This window comes from Clostridium sp. (genome assembly GCF_036646415.1).
GTDB lineage: Bacteria > Bacillota > Clostridia > Clostridiales > Clostridiaceae > Clostridium_J.
Genome location: NZ_JAVXMF010000029.1, coordinates 1 through 21,685, shown reverse-complemented (window position 1 = coordinate 21,685; position 21,685 = coordinate 1). Strand labels below are relative to the sequence as shown.

Here is a 21,685-nt window from a genome sequence, read left to right as displayed (position 1 = left end):
TTGTATTATTATGAGAGATAAAATTGTAAAAAGAATCTTACAAGCTATACCTATGCTTTTGTTTATATCATTTATTTCTTTCTTACTTATGAACTTAGCACCAGGAGATCCTGCTCAAGGATATATAAATTCAAAAATGTCAAAGGAACAAGCAGATTTGATTAGAGCAAGTCTTGGACTCGATCAGCCAATGTTAGCTAGATATTTTTTATGGCTTAAAAACACTTTAACAGGTGATTTAGGATTTTCACTTATAACTAGACAACCAGTTATAAGCGAAATTTCTTCTCGAATCTTAGCTACTCTAGGACTTATGGGTATGTCTTTAGTTTTGTCAGTTATAATTTCTATACCACTAGGACTTTATACTGCATTACATAGAAACAAATTTTTCGATAGGGTTATAAATGTGTTAAATTATGTAGCGATTTCTATTCCTAGCTTTTGGTTTGCTATGATTTTAATAACTATATTCTCTTCGAAATTAAGACTTTTACCTAGTGTAGGAATGAGGACTATAGGAGTTGATTCTACATTGGATATTATAAAGCATGGTATATTGCCAACAATTGTATTGAGTTTTTCTAATATAGCTGTCCTTACTAGGTATGTTAGATCATGTACCATAACAGAGCTAAAGGAGGATTATGTTACAACTGCTATTTCAAAAGGCTTAAGTAAGAATGAAATTTTATATAAGCATATTATGAAAAATGCACTTCTTCCAATTATAACTATATTGGGAATGAGTTTACCTTCATTAGTGTCAGGTGCTTTTATTACTGAAACTATTTTTGGGTGGCCTGGTATGGGTCGTCTTGGTATTAATGCAATAAAATCTTTAGATTACCCAGTTATAATGGCAATTACATTAGTTACATCAATAATGGTTGTATTAGGAAATTTAATTGCTGATATTAGCTATGTTTTAGTAGATCCAAGAATGCGTAGGAGTGATAAAAATGTTCAATAGTAGATTCAAAGAGAATTTCAAAAGAGAATTAAAGAAAAATAAACTGGGTATGTTTTCTTTAATATTCCTATGTATAATAATACTCCTAGCTTTATTTGCTTTTTTAACTCCATATAAATTTGATGCTATAGATATAACTAACCAGTTTAAAGAACCTAATTTGAAACATATATTTGGAACTGATGAATTAGGAAGAGATTATTTTACTAGAGCATTATATGGAACAAGGATATCTTTAATCGTTGGTATTCTTTCTATGGTAGTTTCAGTTTTTATTGGAACCCTAGTTGGTGCTGTTAGCGGATTAATTGGAGGAAAGGTAGATGCTATTATTATGAGAATAATAGATATGCTTATGAGTATACCTATGTTTTTCTTCCTTTTAATAATTAATTCCTACTTAAGACCAAGTATAATTAATATCATTATTATAATAGGTTTATTTGGATGGATGGGCATAGCTAGAATTGTACGTTCCGAAGCCATGTCCATAAAAGAAAGAGATTATATTCTATGCGCAAAAGCTTTGGGTGGAAATAATAAACATCTAATAAAGAAACATATAATACCTAATGTTATTTCTACGGTTATAGTGGCAGCCAGTATAAATATAGCAGATGCTATATTGACAGAGTCTTCATTAAGCTTCTTAGGACTCGGAGTACAACAGCCTACATCATCCTTAGGTAGTATGCTACAAACTGCTCAAGCTAGAATTAGTGACAAAACATATCTAGCAATTTTTCCTGGAATAATTATATTATTGATTGTATTAAGCTTTAATGTTTTAGGAGATATACTGAGGGTAGCCTTAGATCCATCTCAACAGGATTAAACTATGTTACTTTAGATAATTTAGATCTAATCCACAGAGGATATATCAAAAATTTTGTTTTGTAAACCCTATCTATGTACAGATAGCAGAGACTATTGAAGATGATATTCTCCTTAGAGATTATCTAGAGCATCCAAGAACCATAATTATCTCTAGTCATATTCTCTCCGAACTAGAAAACCTACTATCGGAACTTTATATTTATCTTACTGGTAATGATGTAGTTTATCCAAAAGGCTTAAAAGTCACAACTAAATAAAATATATAGCTTATCCCTGAATTTCGTGTAATAATATGGTTATAATACATTTTAAAGGTAGGTGCTTATATGGCTAAAACTACTTACAGAGTGAAACCGGGAAACTACTGGAAAATAGGAGTTAACGAAAGCTGGCTTAGTGATATGTCTTCTAAAGGTCTTCATCTCGATAAATTGGGCCGTAATTTTGTTAAATTCAATAAAGGCGAACCAAAGAATATGTACTACAGAATAGAGGTTGGATTAAATAAAAATGAATTATCCAATGAGCAATTCGAAACCTATAAACAATATGGATGGAATCATGTAGATAACCATGATAAGTTTCATGTATTTTCCTCACCCTACGAGGTAAATACATGTGAACTACACCTACTTACTGATGATCATGCATCTATGCTAAAACCCTTTTATAAAAAGTTGATTCTTAATATGCTAGGTACCTTAGCTGTGATATTGTTCTGGTTTATAATACTACCTGAATTTTTATCAAAGAATTTTTATTCAAATCTTTTAACAATGTCAGGAATAGATCTATTATCCATATTTACACTTCTATATGCTTTTCTTAGGATAATAAGTGAAACTATTTCTATTGCGAGGCTTAGAAAATCTCTTTTACAAGGTACACCAATAGATCATCATGCCAATTGGAAACTTAGCCACTGTGGTTCTTTAATAAGTACAGGCTTATTTATGGCATTATGCATAAGTCTTATTTATAATTCCCTCTCACATATATATTCGGATGACTTTATTACACTAAAAGCCTCAACGCCCTCACTACCAATTGTTAGATTAAGTTATATAGAGGATAATCCAAAATATACTCAATCAACTTCACCTGGAAGTAGTGATGTTGACTTTGGAAACTACTACGACCATAGCAAGACAATCTTTGCTCCTGATATATATGAAACTTATGAAAGTGGATGTGTTCCGGGAGAGAAGTGGGGAAATGGTGAATTATATACCCCAACTCTAATGACCATGGTTTATAAGGTACGTTTTTCTTTCATGGCAGATGATTCTCTTTACCAATTGATGGATGAATTTGAAGAAATACTTGATTCTGATTTAGAATATGTAAAAGTGGAAAACGAGAACTTTGACATACTAATGGTTCTTGAAGAAAAAGATGTATGTCGCATATTCGCCAACCGTGGCAAAGGTATTATGCGTGTTAATTATTATGGTAATGCAGACAAAGAAAAAGTTATAGATGAGATTTCTAAGAAACTTTCTATAATAGAAGAATAGCGTAAATGTCTAGTTTTTAAAAGTTTTATTAGATTGACTTATCTCTTGTAGAATATTCCAGATTTTTGTCTAACACTTTATCTACCACACATCTTGCCACATGTGTCATAGATTGTTAGCACTAATTATTAAAAACTAAAATCCCACAGCTTCTATTTTAGCTGTGGGATTTTTCTCATCTTATATTTTAGCTTTCACTCTAACTATAGACATATATTAAAACTTATTCCTGTATTAATGAACTTAAGTCATTTGTTATAATATATAATTCTTCTATAAAGTTTTTAGCTTCTTTGGTATCAACTAAGTAGTTTTCTACTGTTGCATAGGTTTCCTGAGAATTTGCAAGGGTTTGCTCTGAAACAGAAGATAGATTAATTATTGATTCAGTAATTTCTTCATTAGATTTTAGTGTGTCATTAATCTTATTACTTATCAGATTTATATTTTCATTTAGGCTATCTAATGTTGATGATAATATATTTATTTTATTTTCAGTAGTACCTATAAGTGATACAGCTTCAGTATTAGTTTCTGATAATGAAACTATTTCATTAAATACAAAGTCAACCTCTTTATCTAGTTCAAATATGATATTGCTAATATTCATTGTAGATTCTTTACTTTGTTCAGCTAAATTTCTTACTTCTGATGCAACTACTGAGAATCCTCTACCTGCTTCACCTGCTCTAGCAGCTTCAATAGCAGCATTTAAGGATAGAAGATTAGTTTTTTCTGAAATCGCAGAAATCATAGATATAATTCCTAAAACCTCTTTAGATTTAGATTTTAAGCCCTCGAAAACAGAAGTTAAAGAATTGTTTTTTTCATTAACTTCATTAGATTTTTCTGATAAAACTGTAATAGTTTCTAATGTACTATTAAATATTTCTTTACTTTCTACTGAGTATTTCTTAATATCCCTCGATAATGTAGCTGTTTCGTTAATTTGGCTTTGTATTGAAGTTGTAGATTTTCGCTGATTATCAATGTTTTCAGTAGTAGACTCACACCCATTAGAAATTTCATTAATAGCCATATGTATTGTATTAGAACTAGATTCAATAGAATTAATACAATCAATTAAAAATTTAGTATTAGTACTTAAAAGTTCAACAGCTCTTTTAATTTCAAGGAAAGTATTTTCTTTTTCAATGCTTGCAAGTCTTACTTTCTCAGACTCCACATTAGCAGATTTTCTAATGCTTTCTGAGAATTTAGTTACATCGTATAGTACATATGCAAAAAGTAAAATTATAACTATTATCATAGCAACTATAGACAATTTACTTTTATCTGCACTTGTTATTGCCCAAATAATAATTATCATTAATGCTCCTATTGATATTCTTCTTTGAAACTTTAAATCCAAATAAGAACTTGAAATTATTAACAGTGGACATATAAGAAATGGTGCAACAATTGTAGTTGAATAAAATAATATTATTGTATATGCAATAGAAAAAGGAGTAGCACATATATGACGTATTAAAATATTACGTTCATCTTTTCTATGGATAATAGTTGAGATTATAACTGGAATAACCATAAGCGAAATCGCAACAATAGCCGGAACTATGGAAAGTGTTTCATGATTTACCATTATTAACATACCTGCGGTATAGATAATAACTAATATCCAACTAAGTTTTATAAATTTTTTATTTGTTTTTATTTGTATGATTTCTTCGTTCATAATTTCCCCCCAAAGTTTTATATATTAATATAATCGATACAAATTTACAAAGCTTTACAAAAAAAATATGGCTATCTCAAAAACATTGAGATAGCCATTTATTTCTTATGATATTTATTCCTGCTATTTATTTGAAGTTAATCAAACTACACTGCTGGCTCTACTGAACCATTTTCTTCTACCATTGCCTCATCTAACAACTTCATTTCTTTATTAAACATAAGTGTTGTTATTATAAATGATAAGAAATCACTGACCGGTCCTGCCATCCATACCCCTGTAAGTCCTAATACCCCTCCACCTGGAAGTGGTATTCTTGGAAGAATTACTAGACATGGTATTAATAATATTACCTGTCTTAATAAGCTAAGAAACATCGATTTTTTAGCCTTTCCTACGCAGGAGAAATAATTTGTTCTTATTATTTGTGGGCCTATGAAGATAACCATAGAAAGGAATATTCTCATTCCATGCTTTGTGATTTGTAGTAGTTGTGCATCTGAGTTAAAGGCTTTTACTAGAACCCCTGGTACTAGTTCCACAACTAAGAATCCCACCACTGCAATTATTGTAGCTACTCTCTGTGGATATTTAATAGCTTCTTTAACTCTGTCAAATTGCTTTGCTCCATAGTTATATCCAACTATAGGCTGCATTCCCTGATTTAGCCCGAAGATGGGCATCAAAAATATCATGGCTACACTATTAACTATAGTCATAGCTCCTATGGCTAAATCTCCACCATATACTCTTAATGAATTATTTGATATAACTTGAACTATACTTGCAGCAATTTGCATGCTAAATGGAGATACTCCAATGGCAAATATACTTAGAACGAATTTTTTTTCTAATTTGAAGTTCTTAACCCTTACTTTTAAGGTGGATTTGCCTTTTACAAAGAAGCTAATACCCCAAATTGCTGAAAAAAGCTGTGCAATTACTGTGGCAATTGCGCCCCCCTTAACTCCCATCCCAAGAACAAATATAAATATTGGATCTAGAATTATGTTTGTTATGGCTCCTATAAGCATAGATGCCATTGCCATATTAGGGCTACCACTAGCCCTTATTGTATGCATTAGCCCAAAGCTTAGCATGTTAAATATGGTACCCATAAATATAATCTGCATATAGTCCTGTGCATATCCAAGGGTATTTTCACTAGCTCCAAATAAGCTTAGTATATCTTTACCCCAGATTAAACCTATCACTGTTATACTTAAACTTATAATTATAATTAAAGTGAATGCATTTCCTAAGATTTTCTCTGCCTCATCCTTCTTTTGTTGTCCAAGTTTTATGGATATGGTAGTTGCAGTACCTAGTCCAACCAACATACCAAACCCTAATATTATAGTTGATATTGGCATGGTTACTCCTATCCCCGTTATAGCTAGATTTCCTACCTCAGGTATATGTCCTATGAACATTCTATCTACAATATTATAAAATGCATTAACTAACATACCTACTATTGCAGGTATAGAAAACTTAATTAGTAATGTGGTTATCTTCTCTTCTCCTAGTGCCTTTTGTTTTTCCATGTAGTATACTCCTCTCCGAATTGTTATAACTTTTCCTTAAATATAGTTAAGGCACCGCTAAATAATATATTACTTTTTATATTTAAGGGAGCCATCTCATATTTTGAGATAGTCCCTTTTTAGCTACCTTACTAAATCAAACATTTTGTATGTTACTTATGAAAATAAATCCTCTAGTTCCTTCTCATTCATAGATGATAGAGTTAAATCTGTATGTTCTTCTCCATCTAGAACTTTCTCTATAATTTCCTTCTTCTTTTCTTGAATATTGTATATTTTTTCTTCTATGGTTCCCTTTGCTATAAGCTTAATTACCTCTACTGTGTTCTTCTGACCTATTCTATGAGCTCTATCTACAGCCTGATCTTCAACTGCTGGGTTCCACCATGGATCAAAGTGTATTACCATATCTGCGGAGGTTAAATTTAATCCTGTTCCTCCAGCCTTTAGAGATATTAAGAATACCATTGGTTCTCCATTATTAAATTCATTTACTAAGTTCATTCTCTCTTTAGATGGAACCGATCCATCTAAATACATGGTTTTTATACCTTTTTTCCTTAATTTCTCTCTAATACTACCAAGGATAGTTGTGAATTGAGAGAATAGCAGCACCTTATGATTATTTTCTAAAGATTCCTCTAATATATCATATAATGCTATGTATTTCCCACTGTCCCCTTCATAGTTTTCTATAAAGGAAGCTGGATCACAACAAATTTGTCTAAGTCTTGTAATTAAAGATAAAATTTTCATTCTACTCTTATTAAATCCCTTTTCCTTGATTTCTTTTTTCATTTCATCTTTATAAGAATCCACATAAGAATAATAAAGTTTTTTCTGCTCCGTGGTCATATCTACAATTATTTTATGTTCAATCTTTGGAGGTAACTCAAGGGCTACATCCTTTTTAAATCTTCTCAAAATAAATGGTCTTATAAGTTTTAAAAGTTCTTTAAGTGACTCTTCACTTTTTTCCTTCACAATTGGAACCTCAAAGGTTTTATTAAACTTACCATGAGTCTTTAAATATCCTGGCATTATAAAGTCAAAGATAGACCATAGCTCTGTCAGTGAGTTTTCTATAGGTGTTCCAGTCATAGCAAACTTAACTTTAGCCTTAACTTCCTTTACAGACTGTGCATTTATTGATGTAGGATTTTTGATGTACTGAGCTTCATCTATTATACAAAGATCAAAGCTTTTCTTTTCATAGTATTCTATATCTCTTCTGATTAAAGCATAAGATGTTACTATTACATCATACTCCTCCACACTATCCATGAGAGCTTCTCGCTCACCCTTAGTCCCACTTATAGCTATCACTTTTAAATCCTTAGAGAACTTTTCAAACTCCATAACCCAGTTATATACTAGGGAAGTTGGGCATATGATAAGTGCTTTATCCTTAAGTCTGCCTTCTTCTTTTTGTGAAGTTATATAGGTTATGGCTTGAAGAGTTTTCCCAAGACCCATTTCATCTCCTAAGATTCCACCAAATCCACAAGATGCCAAGGTTTTAAACCACTTATATCCAGTTTCTTGATAAGGCCTTAATACCTGTTCCATTTCTTTTGGAACTATATACTCACTACTATTTATATCTTTTATTGTATCTATAAGATTTTTAAAGCTTCTATTTCTTGATATAAATCCAAGGCTTCCACTATTAATCTTATCATCTATATATAAGGCTGCATATTTAGGTAAAACTACATCTCCACTGGCTAGCTTAGAAGCTGATATATCAAAATTTTCTATGATTGACTGTATGCCATTAACAGCACTACCTTTTAGCGGTATTATAGATCCATTCTTTAATTTATGATATTTTTTCCTTTGCTTAATGGAAGTTAGAGCAGATTTTAATTCTTCTTGTGAAACTCCATCAATGGTAAAATTAAACTCTAGAAGATCCATATTATTTAATTTAATTCCTGACTTAAATACCTTTGGAGTTAAGACTTTTATATCCTTAAAGCTATCGGAGTAATATACTTCTCCTAGTTCTGTAAGTTCCTCTACACCATAGGTTAAGAATTCAACTAAATCATCCTCATCATCCATATAAAACTTCTTATCCTTACTTCTAAATCCAAGGGAATGTATTCTTTCTACTATTTCTCTTTCCTTCGGTAAGTTTCTAATAATAATATCCTCAATCTTAGGACTTATAGTAGCTTCTTTTTTATTTATATAGCCTTCTGAATTCTCCTCTGAAGTATTATATGTAGATTTATTTTCCACATTATCACTTGATACTTCATCTTTAGAATTAAAATAGTAGAAGTTCTCTTCTCCATAATTAAACTTCACATCGCAAGTTGTTACATCATTATCCTTATCTAGATAGAACATTGCCACCAACGGTTCCTCTTTAATAATTTCTTTAACTCTTTCATCCTTCATTACTAAAGGAGTGATATTGTTTAACTTTGGAATGAGAAAGTTTGCCACATCACTAATACTTTGTTTTCTAAAGGATATAGTATTTTCTTCCCCTTGTGAAAAGGCTTTATAAAGAGGAGTGAAATCATCTCTTTGTTTCTCTGATAAAAGATACAATATATCGTTTAAATAGTAAAGACCAACGTCTTCACATACACCTTCTGGAGTATCACCATTCATATCTATGCTAAGGTTTTCTCCATTCATAAACATATAAAAGCTCATGGGCATATTTCCCCTAGACACTGTTACGTCCTTAAGTACCTCTCCAGTATAATCTATGTTAATAGTTTTTCCATTTTTAATAGTAAGAAGTTTTCTTAGCTGTCCCTCTGTGAGAAAAACCCTCTTACCACTAAAAAATACAGCTTTATTAGTATAAACTCTATTCATAACCTCTATGTTTAAGTCATAAATCTCCTTTATGATATCTAGGATTTCCTTATCCTCATCTTTAAATCTATATCTGGTATTTGTATATTGAAGTTCCTTTCCAAAATGGATGGTTCCTCCGCTTTTATAGATACATTCTATAAACTCTCTAATATTTTTTACTACATATAATCTATTAGTTCCAACCTTTAGCTCCACATAAAAGTTCTTTGATTTTTGTCCATAGTGTTCCACTCCAACTATTAGTGTAACATCCATGTTTAAGATTTCTTTTTCAGAAGACTTAACCTCCTTATCAAAGCTACTTTTATAAGTTTCTAAAAGCTCCTCTTCACTTGATTTAGGAATATTTATCCCTCTACCATTTAAGCCTTCCTTATTTAATTTTATAAGTACCGCTCCAATATGCTTACACATATGATACTGTTGAAATCCCTCACAGGTGCAATTAGGATACAATTTATAATTTTTATTATTGATAAGTACATTTACCTTATAGTTATTTACATCGTAGGCAGATTGAACTATACCAGTAACAGATAGTACACTAGCGGAGTTTTCATTTACCTTTATACTCCTAACCTTATTTCTAAGGTACATATCCATAGCTCTATTATAAATTACATTTCCACATATATCCTTAATTTCACTTAACTCTATGTCAAAACTCATAACTTTTTATCTCCTAATTTCATTTTTTAACTGCTTATAAATATAATATTCCTTTATTTAACAGTATTAATTCACCAAATAAACTTTAATTTACTTTTGCACTATCCTTTATTATATACCTTTTTCCACCTTTATAGTGAACTTTTTTCTTAATTAGATATGCTCTACTCATTTTTTAGACTTTTCTTCAATAAAATTTTAAATAAGTTAATTAAATCCCATAATAATACTAGGTTAAAATATCGGCCAATAAAAAAAGCTACTTAATGTAGCTTTTTGTTATATCTATAACTTTTGTTATCTGTCTACTTTTAGTTATTGTAAAATTTAATACTCCATTTTAAATAATTGTTGGTATAACATAATATTAATTATTAAGAAATATTTTAAATTTTTATATGTTCCTAAATACTAAGGATACTATATCATCACTATCTACATCTTTAGAATTGACCTCAACATAAATAGTCCACTCCGCCATATCCATAGTTCCTATTTTAGGAACATTACGACCAATATATACAGTAATTTCATCATTATTTTTTAAAACCTTCTCTACCTCATGCCGGATTGAACCACTTGTTTCCTTTAAAGTAATTGCAATTAGAGCCTTACTCTTAAAAAAGTCTTCATCATATTTTTTCTCTATATTTTGAACACTACTTTCACTGACCATTTTTGCACTAAGTAACTTAACCCCTGAAACCTTTCCTTCATGAGCTTTTAATTCCTCTAAGGTTTTGCAAATTGTAATCATAGGATATTCCTTTTCACTACTATATCCCCCAGTTCTAACATAACTGGCTTGAAACTTTAGCTCAACCCCTGATTCCCCAGGATTTGTTATGACTTTATCTGATATATTGGATGTTTCCACATCTTTCTCTTTATTATTACATCCAAAAATATAAAAACCTGTTACAAGGATTAATGCGACACATGTTAATTTAACTATACTTTTTATCATTATACACCCTCCCTTTACATATAAACTAAGAATAATCCTTTATTTATATACGAACCCTTATATAATGAAGTATATACTTTATGTCATAAAATTATAATGTAATCGCACTTATTCCTTTATATATTTTATTATCTATACTTTAGTTGCCTATATTATTTAAATTTTACAGCCGTTCCATAACATATAACTTCATTGCCCCTTCTTATTATTCCCCCTATTTTTATATGATAAATTACAATATTAAGTTCAACATTATTAAATACAATTTTCACAAAACACAAAAAATATTTCACCTAAAGTTATGATATTAACACATAATTTTATATAGTCACCCATTTTCTTCTTTTCTGAATTTTGCTGATAATACTTTTTTTATTCAATTCTAGGTGCAAATATTTTTCACTCCTTACCCCCTGAAACCCTTGAAATATCTCCCTTTTCAAGTATATGAAAATTTTTCATAGTTATTCTTTTGAATTATCAAACCCACCTTGTCTGTATCTGGGTATACAGATTTAAATTTCACTTCAGTATATAATTCGAAGGAAAGAACCATATTTTCATGGAAGGAATGATATAAATGATTAAATTAATTGGTATTGTAATTGTTATTATAGGTTTTTCACTAAAATTAGATACTATTGCCGTAGTATTAACTGCAGGAGTTTTAACAGGACTTGTTGCTAATCTAAGTATTAGTGAAATATTAACAACTCTAGGATCAACCTTTGTAGCACAAAGAGCTATTACACTATTTATATTGACTTTACCAGTAATTGGTATGTGCGAAAGATACGGTCTTAAAGAAAGAGCTGCAACCCTTATAGGTAATGCTAAATCTCTTTCAGTTGGAAAACTACTTAGCCTTTATGCTGTAGTAAGACAACTTGCTGCTGCTCTTTCAATTAGAATGAGTGGACACCCTCAATTTGTTAGACCACTAGTTAACCCAATGGCACAAGGTGCTGCTGTTAGTAGCTTTGGGAAAATTGATAAGAAAGATGAGGATAGAATTAAAGCTTCTGCTGCTGCTATGGAAAACTTCGGAAACTTCTTTGGACAAAACCTATTTCTAGCTAGTTCAGGAGTACTTTTAATTGCTAGTACACTACAAGAGCAAGGATACATGGTAGAAGGAATTGATATAGCTAAGGCTTCAATCCCAGTAGCTGTAATAATATTCTTGATGGTATTAGTACAAAATCACATGCTAGATAAATCTTTAATTAAAAAATATTCTAAGAAAGATAAGTAAAGGAGGATTCATTTATGGATATGAAAGCATTATCAAACTTTTTACTTGACATATTTTATGCATTAGTGGGATTCCTAATGATTTCCCTTGCAGTTTATACAGCTTTAAATAAAGAACATAAAGCAAGAATCGGAACAACTATATTCTGGTCAATCTTAGGTGTTGTATTTATAGCTGGTCAATATATTAGACCTGACCTTGTTGGTATTTTAATTATAATTCTTGGATGTTTAACTGTTACTAAACAAGTTCAAATGTCTCCTACAAAACCTCTTGATGCAGAATTTTCTAAATCTCAAGCTGAAAAGCTTAAGAATAAAGTATTCTTACCACCACTAGTAATTGCTATTGTAGCTTTAGCAGTAGCTCAATTTACTAAAATTAGTGGAACAGCATCTATCGGTATAGCTGCAATAGTCGCAACTATCGCAACATTAATTATAATAAAAGCTAAACCAAAGTTTATCTTAGAAGATGGAGCAAGAATGGTTGACTCTGTTGGACCTGTAAGTATATTACCTCAACTTCTTACTGCTCTTGGTGCATTATTCACCGCTGCTGGAGTTGGAAATGTTATAGCTTCTGGAATTTCAAGCTTTATACCAGAAGGAAATATATTTATCGGAGTAACTGCATACTGTCTTGGTATGGCTGTATTTACAATGATTATGGGTAATGCCTTTGCTGCATTCTCAGTTATAACTGTAGGTATTGGAATACCATTTGTATTTGCTCAAGGAGCTAACCCAGTAATTGCTGGAGCTTTAGCTTTAACAGCTGGATACTGCGGAACTTTAATGTCACCAATGGGAGCTAACTTTAACATAATGCCTGCAGCACTTCTAGAAATAGATGATAAAAATGCAATCATTAAACGCCAATTCCCAATGGCTATGATATTACTAATAATCCATATTGGACTTATGTACTTCCTAGCATTCTAGGATAACCTTTAAATTTATATACAATGAGATTTAGATCGTCATATACCTTTATATAATTTTATATATTTGAATTATATAAAAACCCTAAAATTAGTACTCTTATTTGCAACTTCAATTGTTAATTTAACTTTTAGATATGTAAATAAGAGTATTTTAAAATATTGTGAAAATCAAAGGAGGTGAACTTTAATAAACGTATTATCTAAATACATTTATTAAAGAAATATATGAAAGTTTTAATAACTGGTTTTGATCCATTTGGTGGAGAAAAAATAAATCCTGCTTTAGAGGCAGTTAAACTTCTTCCTAATACTATTGCTGGTGCAGAAGTTATAAAAGTAGAAATCCCTACTGTATTTAATAAATCTGTAGATACCTTAGAGAAATTTATAGAAGAACATAAACCTTCTGCAGTTATCTGTGTTGGTCAAGCTGGCGGTAGATTTGCTGTTATGCCTGAGAGAGTAGCAATAAACATGGATGATGCTAGAATCAAAGATAATGAAGGAAATCAACCTATAGATATAAAAATTAAAGAAGATGGTGAAAATGCATACTTTACTACTCTTCCAATAAAAGCTATGGTTAAAAACATGATTGATAATGGATTCCCTGGAGCCGTTTCAAATACTGCTGGAACCTTCGTATGCAACCACATAATGTATGGACTTCTATATCTTGCTGATAAGAAATATCCTGACATGAAGGGTGGATTTATCCATGTTCCTTACATTCCAAATCAAGTAATTGCAAAACCAAATACTCCTTACATGAATCTTCAAGATATTTCAAAATGTCTTGAACTTTGTATCGAAGCATTAGTTAAAAATGATAATGACATTAAGACCGTAGGAGGGACAATCTGCTAATGATGAAACCAACTGAAGAAAAAAAAATCTTCGTATACGGAAGTTTACGAGAAGGTTTTTTTAACTATGATAAGTATCTAGTAAATAAAGTATCACCTGCTTCTCTAGGAAAAGTAAACGGAAAGCTTTTTCACTTATCTCATAAAGGATATCCTGCCCTACTTGATGGGGAAGAGGAAGTTATTGGAGAACTTATGGAGCTTAAGGATTTTTACAAGGATATTTTGCCAGTTGATCAAATGGAAGGCTATGTATCCTTTGAAAATAATTCTCTTAATGAATATGCTAGAACTGTGATGAATGTACAAAATCTGGCTACAAATGAATATGAAAGTTGCTATGTGTATAAATATTGTCAACATAGTAATGAAGATTTTCATAAACATGCTGTTCATATTAACCATGGAGATTGGAAAAAATATATGAGCTCCATTTAGCGATAAAGAGACTGTTTCAAAATTGAGTATTTTGAGACAGTCTTTTTTTACGTTGTATATTAGATACCATCTAATAAGATAGTTGTGTAATACCCTTCTATTGCAGTGAAAATTTTATATACCTGTCCCTACTCTAAATATGTTATACTACAACTTAATAATTTATATTGCAAAGGATGGTTTACTTTATGTATGAAGAATACTTTAATTTTACACCGCAAGAAAAAATGAAAAGTTTTTTCCTCGAAGAACTGGCTTCCCTTGGCACTTTAAAACACTATAAGAAAAACGAACAAGTTGATTATTCGCCTAGCTCTAAGCTATCTATTGTTATTAAAGGAAAACTTAAAATATGTATCTACACTAAAAGTGGTCTTGAGAAAATATTATTCTTTTTAATTCCTGGAGAAATCTACGGTGAGGAAAGCTTATTCTATCCTCATATAGATATAACTCCTGTCCCTCTGGAGGATACAACTATCTCCTTTATTGATAATGATGTTCTTCAGAACTATATACTTTCAAATCCTATGGATTATAGCTATTTCTTTCAGAGCATTTTAAGGAAATATCAAATCTCCTTATTCCAAATGGGAGACCTTTTAAAACGCTCCCCAAAGGCTCAGATTTGTTCTGCTCTTAGTAGAATGGCTATTCAATGTGCTAAATCTAATAATTTAAATTCTGATAATACATCAGAAATAATTATCCCCTTAACCCATGAGATAATAGCTAACCTGATTGGATGTTCTAGAGTTACCGTTACACGGGTACTAAATGAACTAAGAACTGCTGGTATAATTGATACTTCAAATAAGCAATTTAAAATTTTAGATTTTGAAAAATTAAAAAGTCTTTGTGAATAAGACTTTTTTATTTATTTCAATTATTTTAAGATATTTTTTGCTAATAATTTATTATTATAAATACTTAATAATTTCATTTCTTATTTTAAATAATAAGATTTTTTTTACAATTATTTGTTATTATATTAGTATAATTTTAAATATTTACTTGTAATTACATAGATTGTATTAATTTACATTTATATTTTGACACTATATTATAAGAAAAGTAAGGCTGTGAAATTTCATTCACAGCCTTTGTATTTTCTCATATCAAATTAATCATCTTCTCTTAAAAGATTAATATCTTTTCCACTTAAAATCTTATTCATATTTCTCATGGAACACATTTTTCCACACATAGTACAACTATCTTCATGATGTGGTGTTGACTCTGCTCTATATCTTCTAGGCTTCTCTCCATCTAAAGCTAGGTTAAACATCTCCTCCCATTTTAGGTTTTGTCTAGCTTCACTCATTTTATTATCCCAGTCTCTTGCCCCTTTAATACCCTTAGCAATATCTGCTGCATGAGCTGCTATTTTAGTTGCAATTATTCCCTCTTTCATATCATCTAAATTAGGAAGTCTTAAATGCTCTGCTGGAGTTACATAGCATAGAAAATCAGCTCCATAAGTTGCTGCAATAGCTCCTCCTATTGCTGAAGTTATATGATCATATCCTGGTGCTACATCCGTAACTAGTGGTCCTAAAACATAGAATGGAGCTCCATGACAAAGTTTCTTTTGAAGTAGCATATTGGCTTCAATTTCATTAATAGCCATGTGACCTGGTCCTTCTATTATAACTTGTACATTTCTCTCCCATGCTCTCTTAGTAAGTTCACCTATTACCATAAGTTCTTTAATTTGAGAAGCATCTGTAGCATCATTTATACAACCTGGTCTACATGCATCTCCAAGACTTAATGTTAAATCGTATTTTTCACAAATATCTAAAAGTCTATCATAGTACTCGTAGAATGGATTTTCCTTATTATTTAGTTCCATCCATGCAAATAATAGAGATCCACCTCTTGAAACTATATTAGTAAGTCTTTTATTTCTCTTAAAAGTATTAATAGTTTCTCTATTTAATCCTGCGTGAATAGTTACAAAATCTACTCCATCCTTCGCATGCTTTTCTACTACTTTGAAGAATTCATCCACAGTTATATCCTTCAGTTCTTTATCGTAGAATCCTACAGCATCGTACATTGGGACAGTTCCTATCATCGCTGTTGAAGTTTCCACTAAAACTTCTCTAAACTTAGCAGTTTTTCCATAGTTTGAGAGATCCATAATTGCCTCTGCCTTCATCTCTAGAGCAACTCTTACTTTTTCCATTTCTTGTTCTATATTATCACAATCTTTAGAAACTCCTAAGTTTACATTTATCTTAGTTTTTAATCCTTGTCCAACTCCTTGTGGAATTAAAGACTTGTGATTTTTATTGGCTGGGATAACAACCTTACCTTCAGCAACTAATTCCATTAATAAATTTATATCCATATTCTCAGTCTTTGCTACAATTTCCATCGCTTCTGTTATGATACCTTTTCTTGCCGCATCCATTTGTGTTGTAAAACTCATTTTCTTCCTCCTATACTTTCCTAGTTTTTTATTTCACTTTCTCTCAATTTAATAATTCTTCTGCCCTGCATATCCTCATGAGATAAGAAAAGCGACAAGTCGCTTTCTCGCTAGGAACCATAGGTTTCCTTCACTAAGGACCTATTTAAAAGGGCATGGAGCACTTCCCATGCACATCTCTTCTTATATATAGAAACTTGGAATTCCTACATAATAAAAAAATAAAAGGCTTACTCAAGGTAAGCCTTTTTAGATACATTCAAAAATAAATATTTATAAATTAAATACTCTTAAAATCTTCTTAGTGCTTTCCTTCGATGGCATTATCCACATCAGGTTCAAGGGTTAAAGCAATTATTGCTTCTCTCAGCGTTTTAGGCACCCCTAGCTAAATTATTATTAAATTTCCTTCATTATAACACAAACTCTAAATATTTAAAATATTATACACAATTTTTCTTTACATTTTTAATGGGAAATTTTTATTAACATATTTTTTATTTGTAAGGATAAACTAAGGTCGAGTTTTCTTAATCCTATTTATGTTTCTAAAAATTATCCTTACTTCTTTTTTTGTTTTCATCAAACTATGAATACTTAGTTTCAAAACTTTTCTATTAACTAAATACTTTATAAAGGACGGTGTATTACAATGAAAAAATCTTTAATTATGCTAACATTAGTGGGTACTATCATGGCATCTTCTACTGCTGCATTTGTATATGATAATGGTTTAGATGAACTAGAAACCAGAACTACCATTGAAGCTCCAGCAGAAAAAGCAACACCTTCAACCCCTGCAAAGCCAGCTGACCCAGCTAAAAAATCAGAGGAAAACAAACCAACTTTAAATGAAGAAGATAAATCTAAAAAAGTTGATGATAAAAAACAAACTGTAAATCCAGCTAAACCAACTGAAGATGTAGCTCCTAAGAAGGATGAAGAAAAGAAACCAACTTTAAATGAAACTGATGAGAAAACTACAGAAAGCAAAGAAGAAAAAGGCAAAAACTTTAGAAAACAAAAAAAACAGAACCCTGAATGTGAGAAAAAAGGTAACTGTCATAGTAACACAGAGGATGAAAAAACCACAAATGATCAAAAGAAAGCTCAATAATTAACTTAATTCACATCTAATATATTTGCTTTAAGTTAGATTAATTTCATTAATTTAAACAATGACCTTAGTTAACTTAAATGAACCTACTCTGACATAAAATTGCTTTTCTAAAACATAAAGGCCACTAGAAAAAATTTCTAGTGGCTTTCTCCTATTTTCACAAAATCATCACAATTTACCCAAGGAATCATTATAATTATCTATTAATATTAAAATATAATATATGAGTTAAAACATTAATCTACTAAAAACTTTTACTAAAAAAATTATAGTTTTAACACTTGCTGGTAGATTACTCATCTTTACACTGTATATTAAAATATTAAGAGGATGGTGTTTATTTATGAAAAAAACTTTACTTATGCTAACTATTGTTGGAACTTTAGCTCTTGGTACTACAATGATCGCTACTGCTGAGGATGGTGGTAATATTGTTCCAAAAACCAATGAAACTGTGATTACTGAAAATCTTTCAACTGAGGAAGTTAAAGAAAATATAAAAACTACTAAGTTTGATAGAATTGATACCTTAGTCAATGATGGAAAGTTAACTACTGAAAAAGGTGAAGAGCTTAAATCAACTATCAGTGAAAGAATAGATAACTGTACTGATGTTGGAAGTGGTGCCTGTGATGGATCTGGTGAAGGTCTTTGTGATGGTAGCGGATTAGGACTAGGTAATGGTTCTTGTACTGGAGAAGGTATGGGCAAGGGTGCCGGCCAAGGACTTGGTAATGGTATAGGCAACAGAAATAACAACGGTTGTAGATAATAATATTTTTTATATAAAGTTACTTGCTATGGTAAGTAGCTTTATATTTTTATATAATTATATTTAGTAAAGGTATATATTTTATGATAAACCTACTAGTAACTTATATGAATTTTTATTATTGATTTAACTAACCCATACTATATACTTAATTTAATAAAAGTTTAGAATGGAGATTATATATGAATAAGCGTATTTTAATTGTGGAAGATGAGAAAAAGCTTAGCCAAGTTATGAAGCTATACTTGGAAAAAGAAGGTTATGATGTATCTCTTGCCTTTGATGGTGAAGAGGGTGAGGATGCTTTATATCAAGAATTTGATTTAATTATATTAGATGTAATGATGCCTAAAAAAGATGGCTGGTCTCTGCTTAGAAAAATAAAAAAAGAAAGTGATACACCCGTTATACTAACTACTGCTAGAGGTGAAGAGGATGATAGAATCTTTGGTCTTGAACTTGGTGCTGAGGATTATATGGTTAAACCAATTAGTATGAAGGAGCTAGTTCTCAGAGTTAGACTAAGATTTAAATCCTCAACTCCCTATAAACCTCTCATCCTTGAAAATTTGATTATAGAAGAGAAAAGAAGGACTGTTATTGAAAATAATGTGGAAATTGCACTAACCCCTAAAGAGTTTGATTTAATGCTCCACTTTTCTAATAATCCAAATATTGTATTTAATAGATTACAGCTTCTACAAAGTGTTTGGGATATAAACTTCGAGGGAGATGGTCGTACTGTTGATACCCATGTAAAAAATTTAAGAGAGAAAATATCCTATTTTAACACCCATCTAAAAACAGTATGGGGTGTAGGATATAAATTGGAGTAAAACATGGATAAGATTACAAAAAAATTAATTTCATACTTTGTTCTAGTCACTGCCATAGTAGTTATTATCTCATCACTTATAATAAGTTTCTTTCTTTCTAAGGTTTATATAAATATTCAGTATAATGATCTTGAATCAGCCTCAAATAAAATATATATACTTTTAGAAGAGAACTCAAATAATACTAATTACCAAAACTATTCTATGGATAATATTAGCGCTGTCCTTGTTAAGGATGGCAATGTACAAAATATCTGTGGGAAAATGTATGGGGTTACTCAAAAGATTGTGGATACTAAAACCACTGATATATTTGAAAACCATATGGGTGAAAAATTTATCTCTTATAGAAATTCTACAGAACTTGGAGATATAATTGTATTTAAAAGCTATGATGATACCTCTAAGTATACTAAATATATAAATTGGATATTAGCTGTCGCTTTTTTTGTTTCATTAATATTCTCAATATTAATAGGAATGTTTCTTGGCAAAAAGTTTACTACTCCTATACTTAAATTAAAAAAAGCTGCTCTTGAAATTTCTAAGGAAAATTTTCAGGTAGATTTACAAGTGAATACTAATGATGAAATTGAAGACCTCTCCAACAGTCTAAAAAACATGAGTGAGGAGCTTAATCATAAAAATACCCTGCAAAAGGAATTTATATCTAATGTAAGTCACGACTTTAAAACTCCCCTTGCAATAATTAGAGGTTATAGTGAAGCCATCAAGGATGGTTTAGTAGAAGGTATGGAGGCAAAAGAATACAGTAATGATATTATTGCTGAAGTAGATAGATTAAACACTCTAGTTTTAGGCATCCTTGAAGTATCAAAGTTTAGAGAGGGTAAAAAAGTTCTAAACCTACAGCAAATACCTCTTAAAGAATATATCACAGATATATGGACTAGATTTACCCTAGGTCATAAGAATAGCCATGAAGATTTCCAGTTAATAGTTGATAACTCCATTAATGATATAATGGTACTCCTTGATCCTGAGGAGATTAATAGGGTTATTTACAACTTTCTTACCAATGCAATAACTCACAGTGTCTATAATGATGTGATAATTCTAAAGGCTATTGCTACTGATTATAATATTAAAATTTCAGTTATAGACAAGGGAGAAGGCATCTCTAAGGAACATTTAAATGATATATGGACTAGATACTATAAGGGTAAAGACAGTGGTGGCATGGGACTTGGACTTCCAATTTGCTCCGAAATTTTAAAAGCACACAGATTTAATTATGGTGCTGAAAGTGTAATTGGTGAAGGTAGTGAATTTTATCTTGAAATTCCTAAGTGACACTGAAAATTTTATATTTTGTTAGTGGAACTTACTCCACCGAACGCAGTTGAGGCGGAGTTTCCTAAGTATATAGATATTATATTTTCATGGGTTCATTATGATTCTTCCTGCTATTTTACAATTATATAAATATAATAACTTTAAATTGCAAATACTATTAACTATAGAACTAAAGGAGGATATTCTAATGAAAAGTAAAATAATATGTGCAATTTTAACTGCAAGTATAAGTCTTAGTATGATTTCTATTCCTGCTTTTGCAGAAGGCCCTGTGATATTTGATATGCCAACTATAAATATGACAGAAAAAAATAAGGATTCTAGACAATGCCATGAAAATTATCCAAAACTTATATCTGCTATGATGATGCTTATAAAGCAAAATGTTATTTCTAAAGCAGATCTTGATAAAGTACATACTTATTATCAGGAACTACAAGCTAAAGACCCTAATGCACTTCCAACTACTGATATAGGATTATTAGATGCATTATTAAAAGCTAATATAGTTACCAAGGCTCAATATGATCAACTAGTTCCTATGTTAAAATAATTTAACTTCCTATGATACTTTGGGTTTTCATCCCATAATAAAATGCCCCCTTTATAGAAACAGTTTTATTATTTTAACTGTCTACTATAAAGGGA

18 protein-coding genes and 1 riboswitch are annotated in these 21,685 nt (G+C 30.6%); of the genes, 13 read left to right on the top strand and 5 right to left on the bottom strand.

The features are described 5' to 3' along the window. Nucleotides 1-10: 10 nt before the first annotated feature. The 3 genes from RSD37_RS14595 to RSD37_RS14585 all read left to right on the top strand — a co-directional run bounded on the left by RSD37_RS14595 (nucleotide 11) and on the right by RSD37_RS14585 (nucleotide 3,327). On the top strand, nucleotides 11-973 hold the full coding sequence (locus tag RSD37_RS14595; RefSeq protein ID WP_346947476.1) for an ABC transporter permease: 963 nt from the start codon (nucleotides 11-13) through the stop codon (nucleotides 971-973). After that, entirely contained in the window at nucleotides 963-1,808 is an 846-nt protein-coding gene (locus tag RSD37_RS14590; protein ID WP_346947475.1) for an ABC transporter permease, read from the top strand. The genes RSD37_RS14595 and RSD37_RS14590 overlap by 11 nt, the downstream gene beginning before the upstream one ends. Before the next feature lie 328 nt (nucleotides 1,809-2,136). Then, entirely contained in the window at nucleotides 2,137-3,327 is a 1,191-nt protein-coding gene (locus RSD37_RS14585) for a DUF2812 domain-containing protein (RefSeq protein WP_346947474.1), read from the top strand. Nucleotides 3,328-3,550: 223 nt separating this feature from the next. On the opposite strand, the gene RSD37_RS14580 is transcribed toward RSD37_RS14585, so the two are convergent. From RSD37_RS14580 to RSD37_RS14565, 4 genes are all read right to left on the bottom strand, one after another. Further along, nucleotides 3,551-5,023 carry a methyl-accepting chemotaxis protein gene (locus RSD37_RS14580; protein ID WP_346947473.1) on the bottom strand — a complete coding sequence of 491 codons (1,473 nt, stop codon included), beginning with the start codon at nucleotides 5,021-5,023 and terminating at the stop codon, nucleotides 3,551-3,553. 146 nt (nucleotides 5,024-5,169) lie between these two features. Then, nucleotides 5,170-6,570, bottom strand: coding sequence for an MATE family efflux transporter (locus tag RSD37_RS14575; RefSeq protein ID WP_346947472.1), 1,401 nt, complete (start codon nucleotides 6,568-6,570; stop codon nucleotides 5,170-5,172). Nucleotides 6,571-6,726: 156 nt separating this feature from the next. Beyond that, a complete protein-coding gene (locus tag RSD37_RS14570; protein ID WP_346947471.1) occupies nucleotides 6,727-10,083 on the bottom strand; it encodes a DEAD/DEAH box helicase in 3,357 nt (1,118 codons plus the stop codon). 394 nt (nucleotides 10,084-10,477) lie between these two features. Then, a complete protein-coding gene (locus RSD37_RS14565) occupies nucleotides 10,478-11,050 on the bottom strand; it encodes a hypothetical protein (RefSeq protein WP_346947470.1) in 573 nt (190 codons plus the stop codon). Between the two features lie 583 nt (nucleotides 11,051-11,633). Here RSD37_RS14565 and RSD37_RS14560 point away from each other — a divergent pair. The 5 genes from RSD37_RS14560 to RSD37_RS14540 all read left to right on the top strand — a co-directional run bounded on the left by RSD37_RS14560 (nucleotide 11,634) and on the right by RSD37_RS14540 (nucleotide 15,421). Further along, nucleotides 11,634-12,305 carry a DUF969 domain-containing protein gene (locus tag RSD37_RS14560; RefSeq protein ID WP_346947482.1) on the top strand — a complete coding sequence of 224 codons (672 nt, stop codon included), beginning with the start codon at nucleotides 11,634-11,636 and terminating at the stop codon, nucleotides 12,303-12,305. 14 nt (nucleotides 12,306-12,319) lie between these two features. Continuing rightward, nucleotides 12,320-13,249: a DUF979 domain-containing protein gene (locus RSD37_RS14555; protein ID WP_346947469.1), complete on the top strand. Its 930-nt coding sequence runs from the start codon at nucleotides 12,320-12,322 to the stop codon at nucleotides 13,247-13,249. Between the two features lie 227 nt (nucleotides 13,250-13,476). Further along, on the top strand, nucleotides 13,477-14,118 hold the full coding sequence (gene pcp, locus RSD37_RS14550) for a pyroglutamyl-peptidase I (protein ID WP_346947468.1): 642 nt from the start codon (nucleotides 13,477-13,479) through the stop codon (nucleotides 14,116-14,118). After that, nucleotides 14,118-14,555: a gamma-glutamylcyclotransferase family protein gene (locus tag RSD37_RS14545; protein WP_346947467.1), complete on the top strand. Its 438-nt coding sequence runs from the start codon at nucleotides 14,118-14,120 to the stop codon at nucleotides 14,553-14,555. The genes pcp and RSD37_RS14545 overlap by 1 nt, the downstream gene beginning before the upstream one ends. A 188-nt stretch (nucleotides 14,556-14,743) precedes the next feature. Beyond that, nucleotides 14,744-15,421 carry a Crp/Fnr family transcriptional regulator gene (locus RSD37_RS14540; RefSeq protein ID WP_346947466.1) on the top strand — a complete coding sequence of 226 codons (678 nt, stop codon included), beginning with the start codon at nucleotides 14,744-14,746 and terminating at the stop codon, nucleotides 15,419-15,421. Nucleotides 15,422-15,678: 257 nt separating this feature from the next. Here the strand turns inward: RSD37_RS14540 and thiC are convergent, their stop codons facing one another. Continuing rightward, complete coding sequence (thiC, locus tag RSD37_RS14535) at nucleotides 15,679-16,992, bottom strand: phosphomethylpyrimidine synthase ThiC (RefSeq protein ID WP_346947465.1); 1,314 nt, start codon at nucleotides 16,990-16,992, stop codon at nucleotides 15,679-15,681. Between the two features lie 292 nt (nucleotides 16,993-17,284). Continuing rightward, nucleotides 17,285-17,388: riboswitch (TPP riboswitch) on the bottom strand. Between the two features lie 256 nt (nucleotides 17,389-17,644). Between thiC and RSD37_RS14530 the strand changes: the two genes are divergently transcribed. The 5 genes from RSD37_RS14530 to RSD37_RS14510 all read left to right on the top strand — a co-directional run bounded on the left by RSD37_RS14530 (nucleotide 17,645) and on the right by RSD37_RS14510 (nucleotide 21,590). After that, nucleotides 17,645-18,109, top strand: coding sequence for a hypothetical protein (locus RSD37_RS14530; protein ID WP_346947464.1), 465 nt, complete (start codon nucleotides 17,645-17,647; stop codon nucleotides 18,107-18,109). Nucleotides 18,110-18,455: 346 nt separating this feature from the next. Beyond that, nucleotides 18,456-18,884 (top strand): hypothetical protein, encoded by a 429-nt coding sequence (locus RSD37_RS14525; protein WP_346947463.1) that lies wholly within the window; start codon nucleotides 18,456-18,458, stop codon nucleotides 18,882-18,884. A 182-nt stretch (nucleotides 18,885-19,066) separates the two neighbouring features. Next, nucleotides 19,067-19,720, top strand: coding sequence for a response regulator transcription factor (locus tag RSD37_RS14520; protein WP_346947462.1), 654 nt, complete (start codon nucleotides 19,067-19,069; stop codon nucleotides 19,718-19,720). 3 nt (nucleotides 19,721-19,723) lie between these two features. Then, on the top strand, nucleotides 19,724-21,034 hold the full coding sequence (locus RSD37_RS14515) for a HAMP domain-containing sensor histidine kinase (RefSeq protein ID WP_346947461.1): 1,311 nt from the start codon (nucleotides 19,724-19,726) through the stop codon (nucleotides 21,032-21,034). Between the two features lie 190 nt (nucleotides 21,035-21,224). Beyond that, nucleotides 21,225-21,590 carry a hypothetical protein gene (locus RSD37_RS14510; RefSeq protein ID WP_346947460.1) on the top strand — a complete coding sequence of 122 codons (366 nt, stop codon included), beginning with the start codon at nucleotides 21,225-21,227 and terminating at the stop codon, nucleotides 21,588-21,590. Nucleotides 21,591-21,685: the final 95 nt, after the last annotated feature.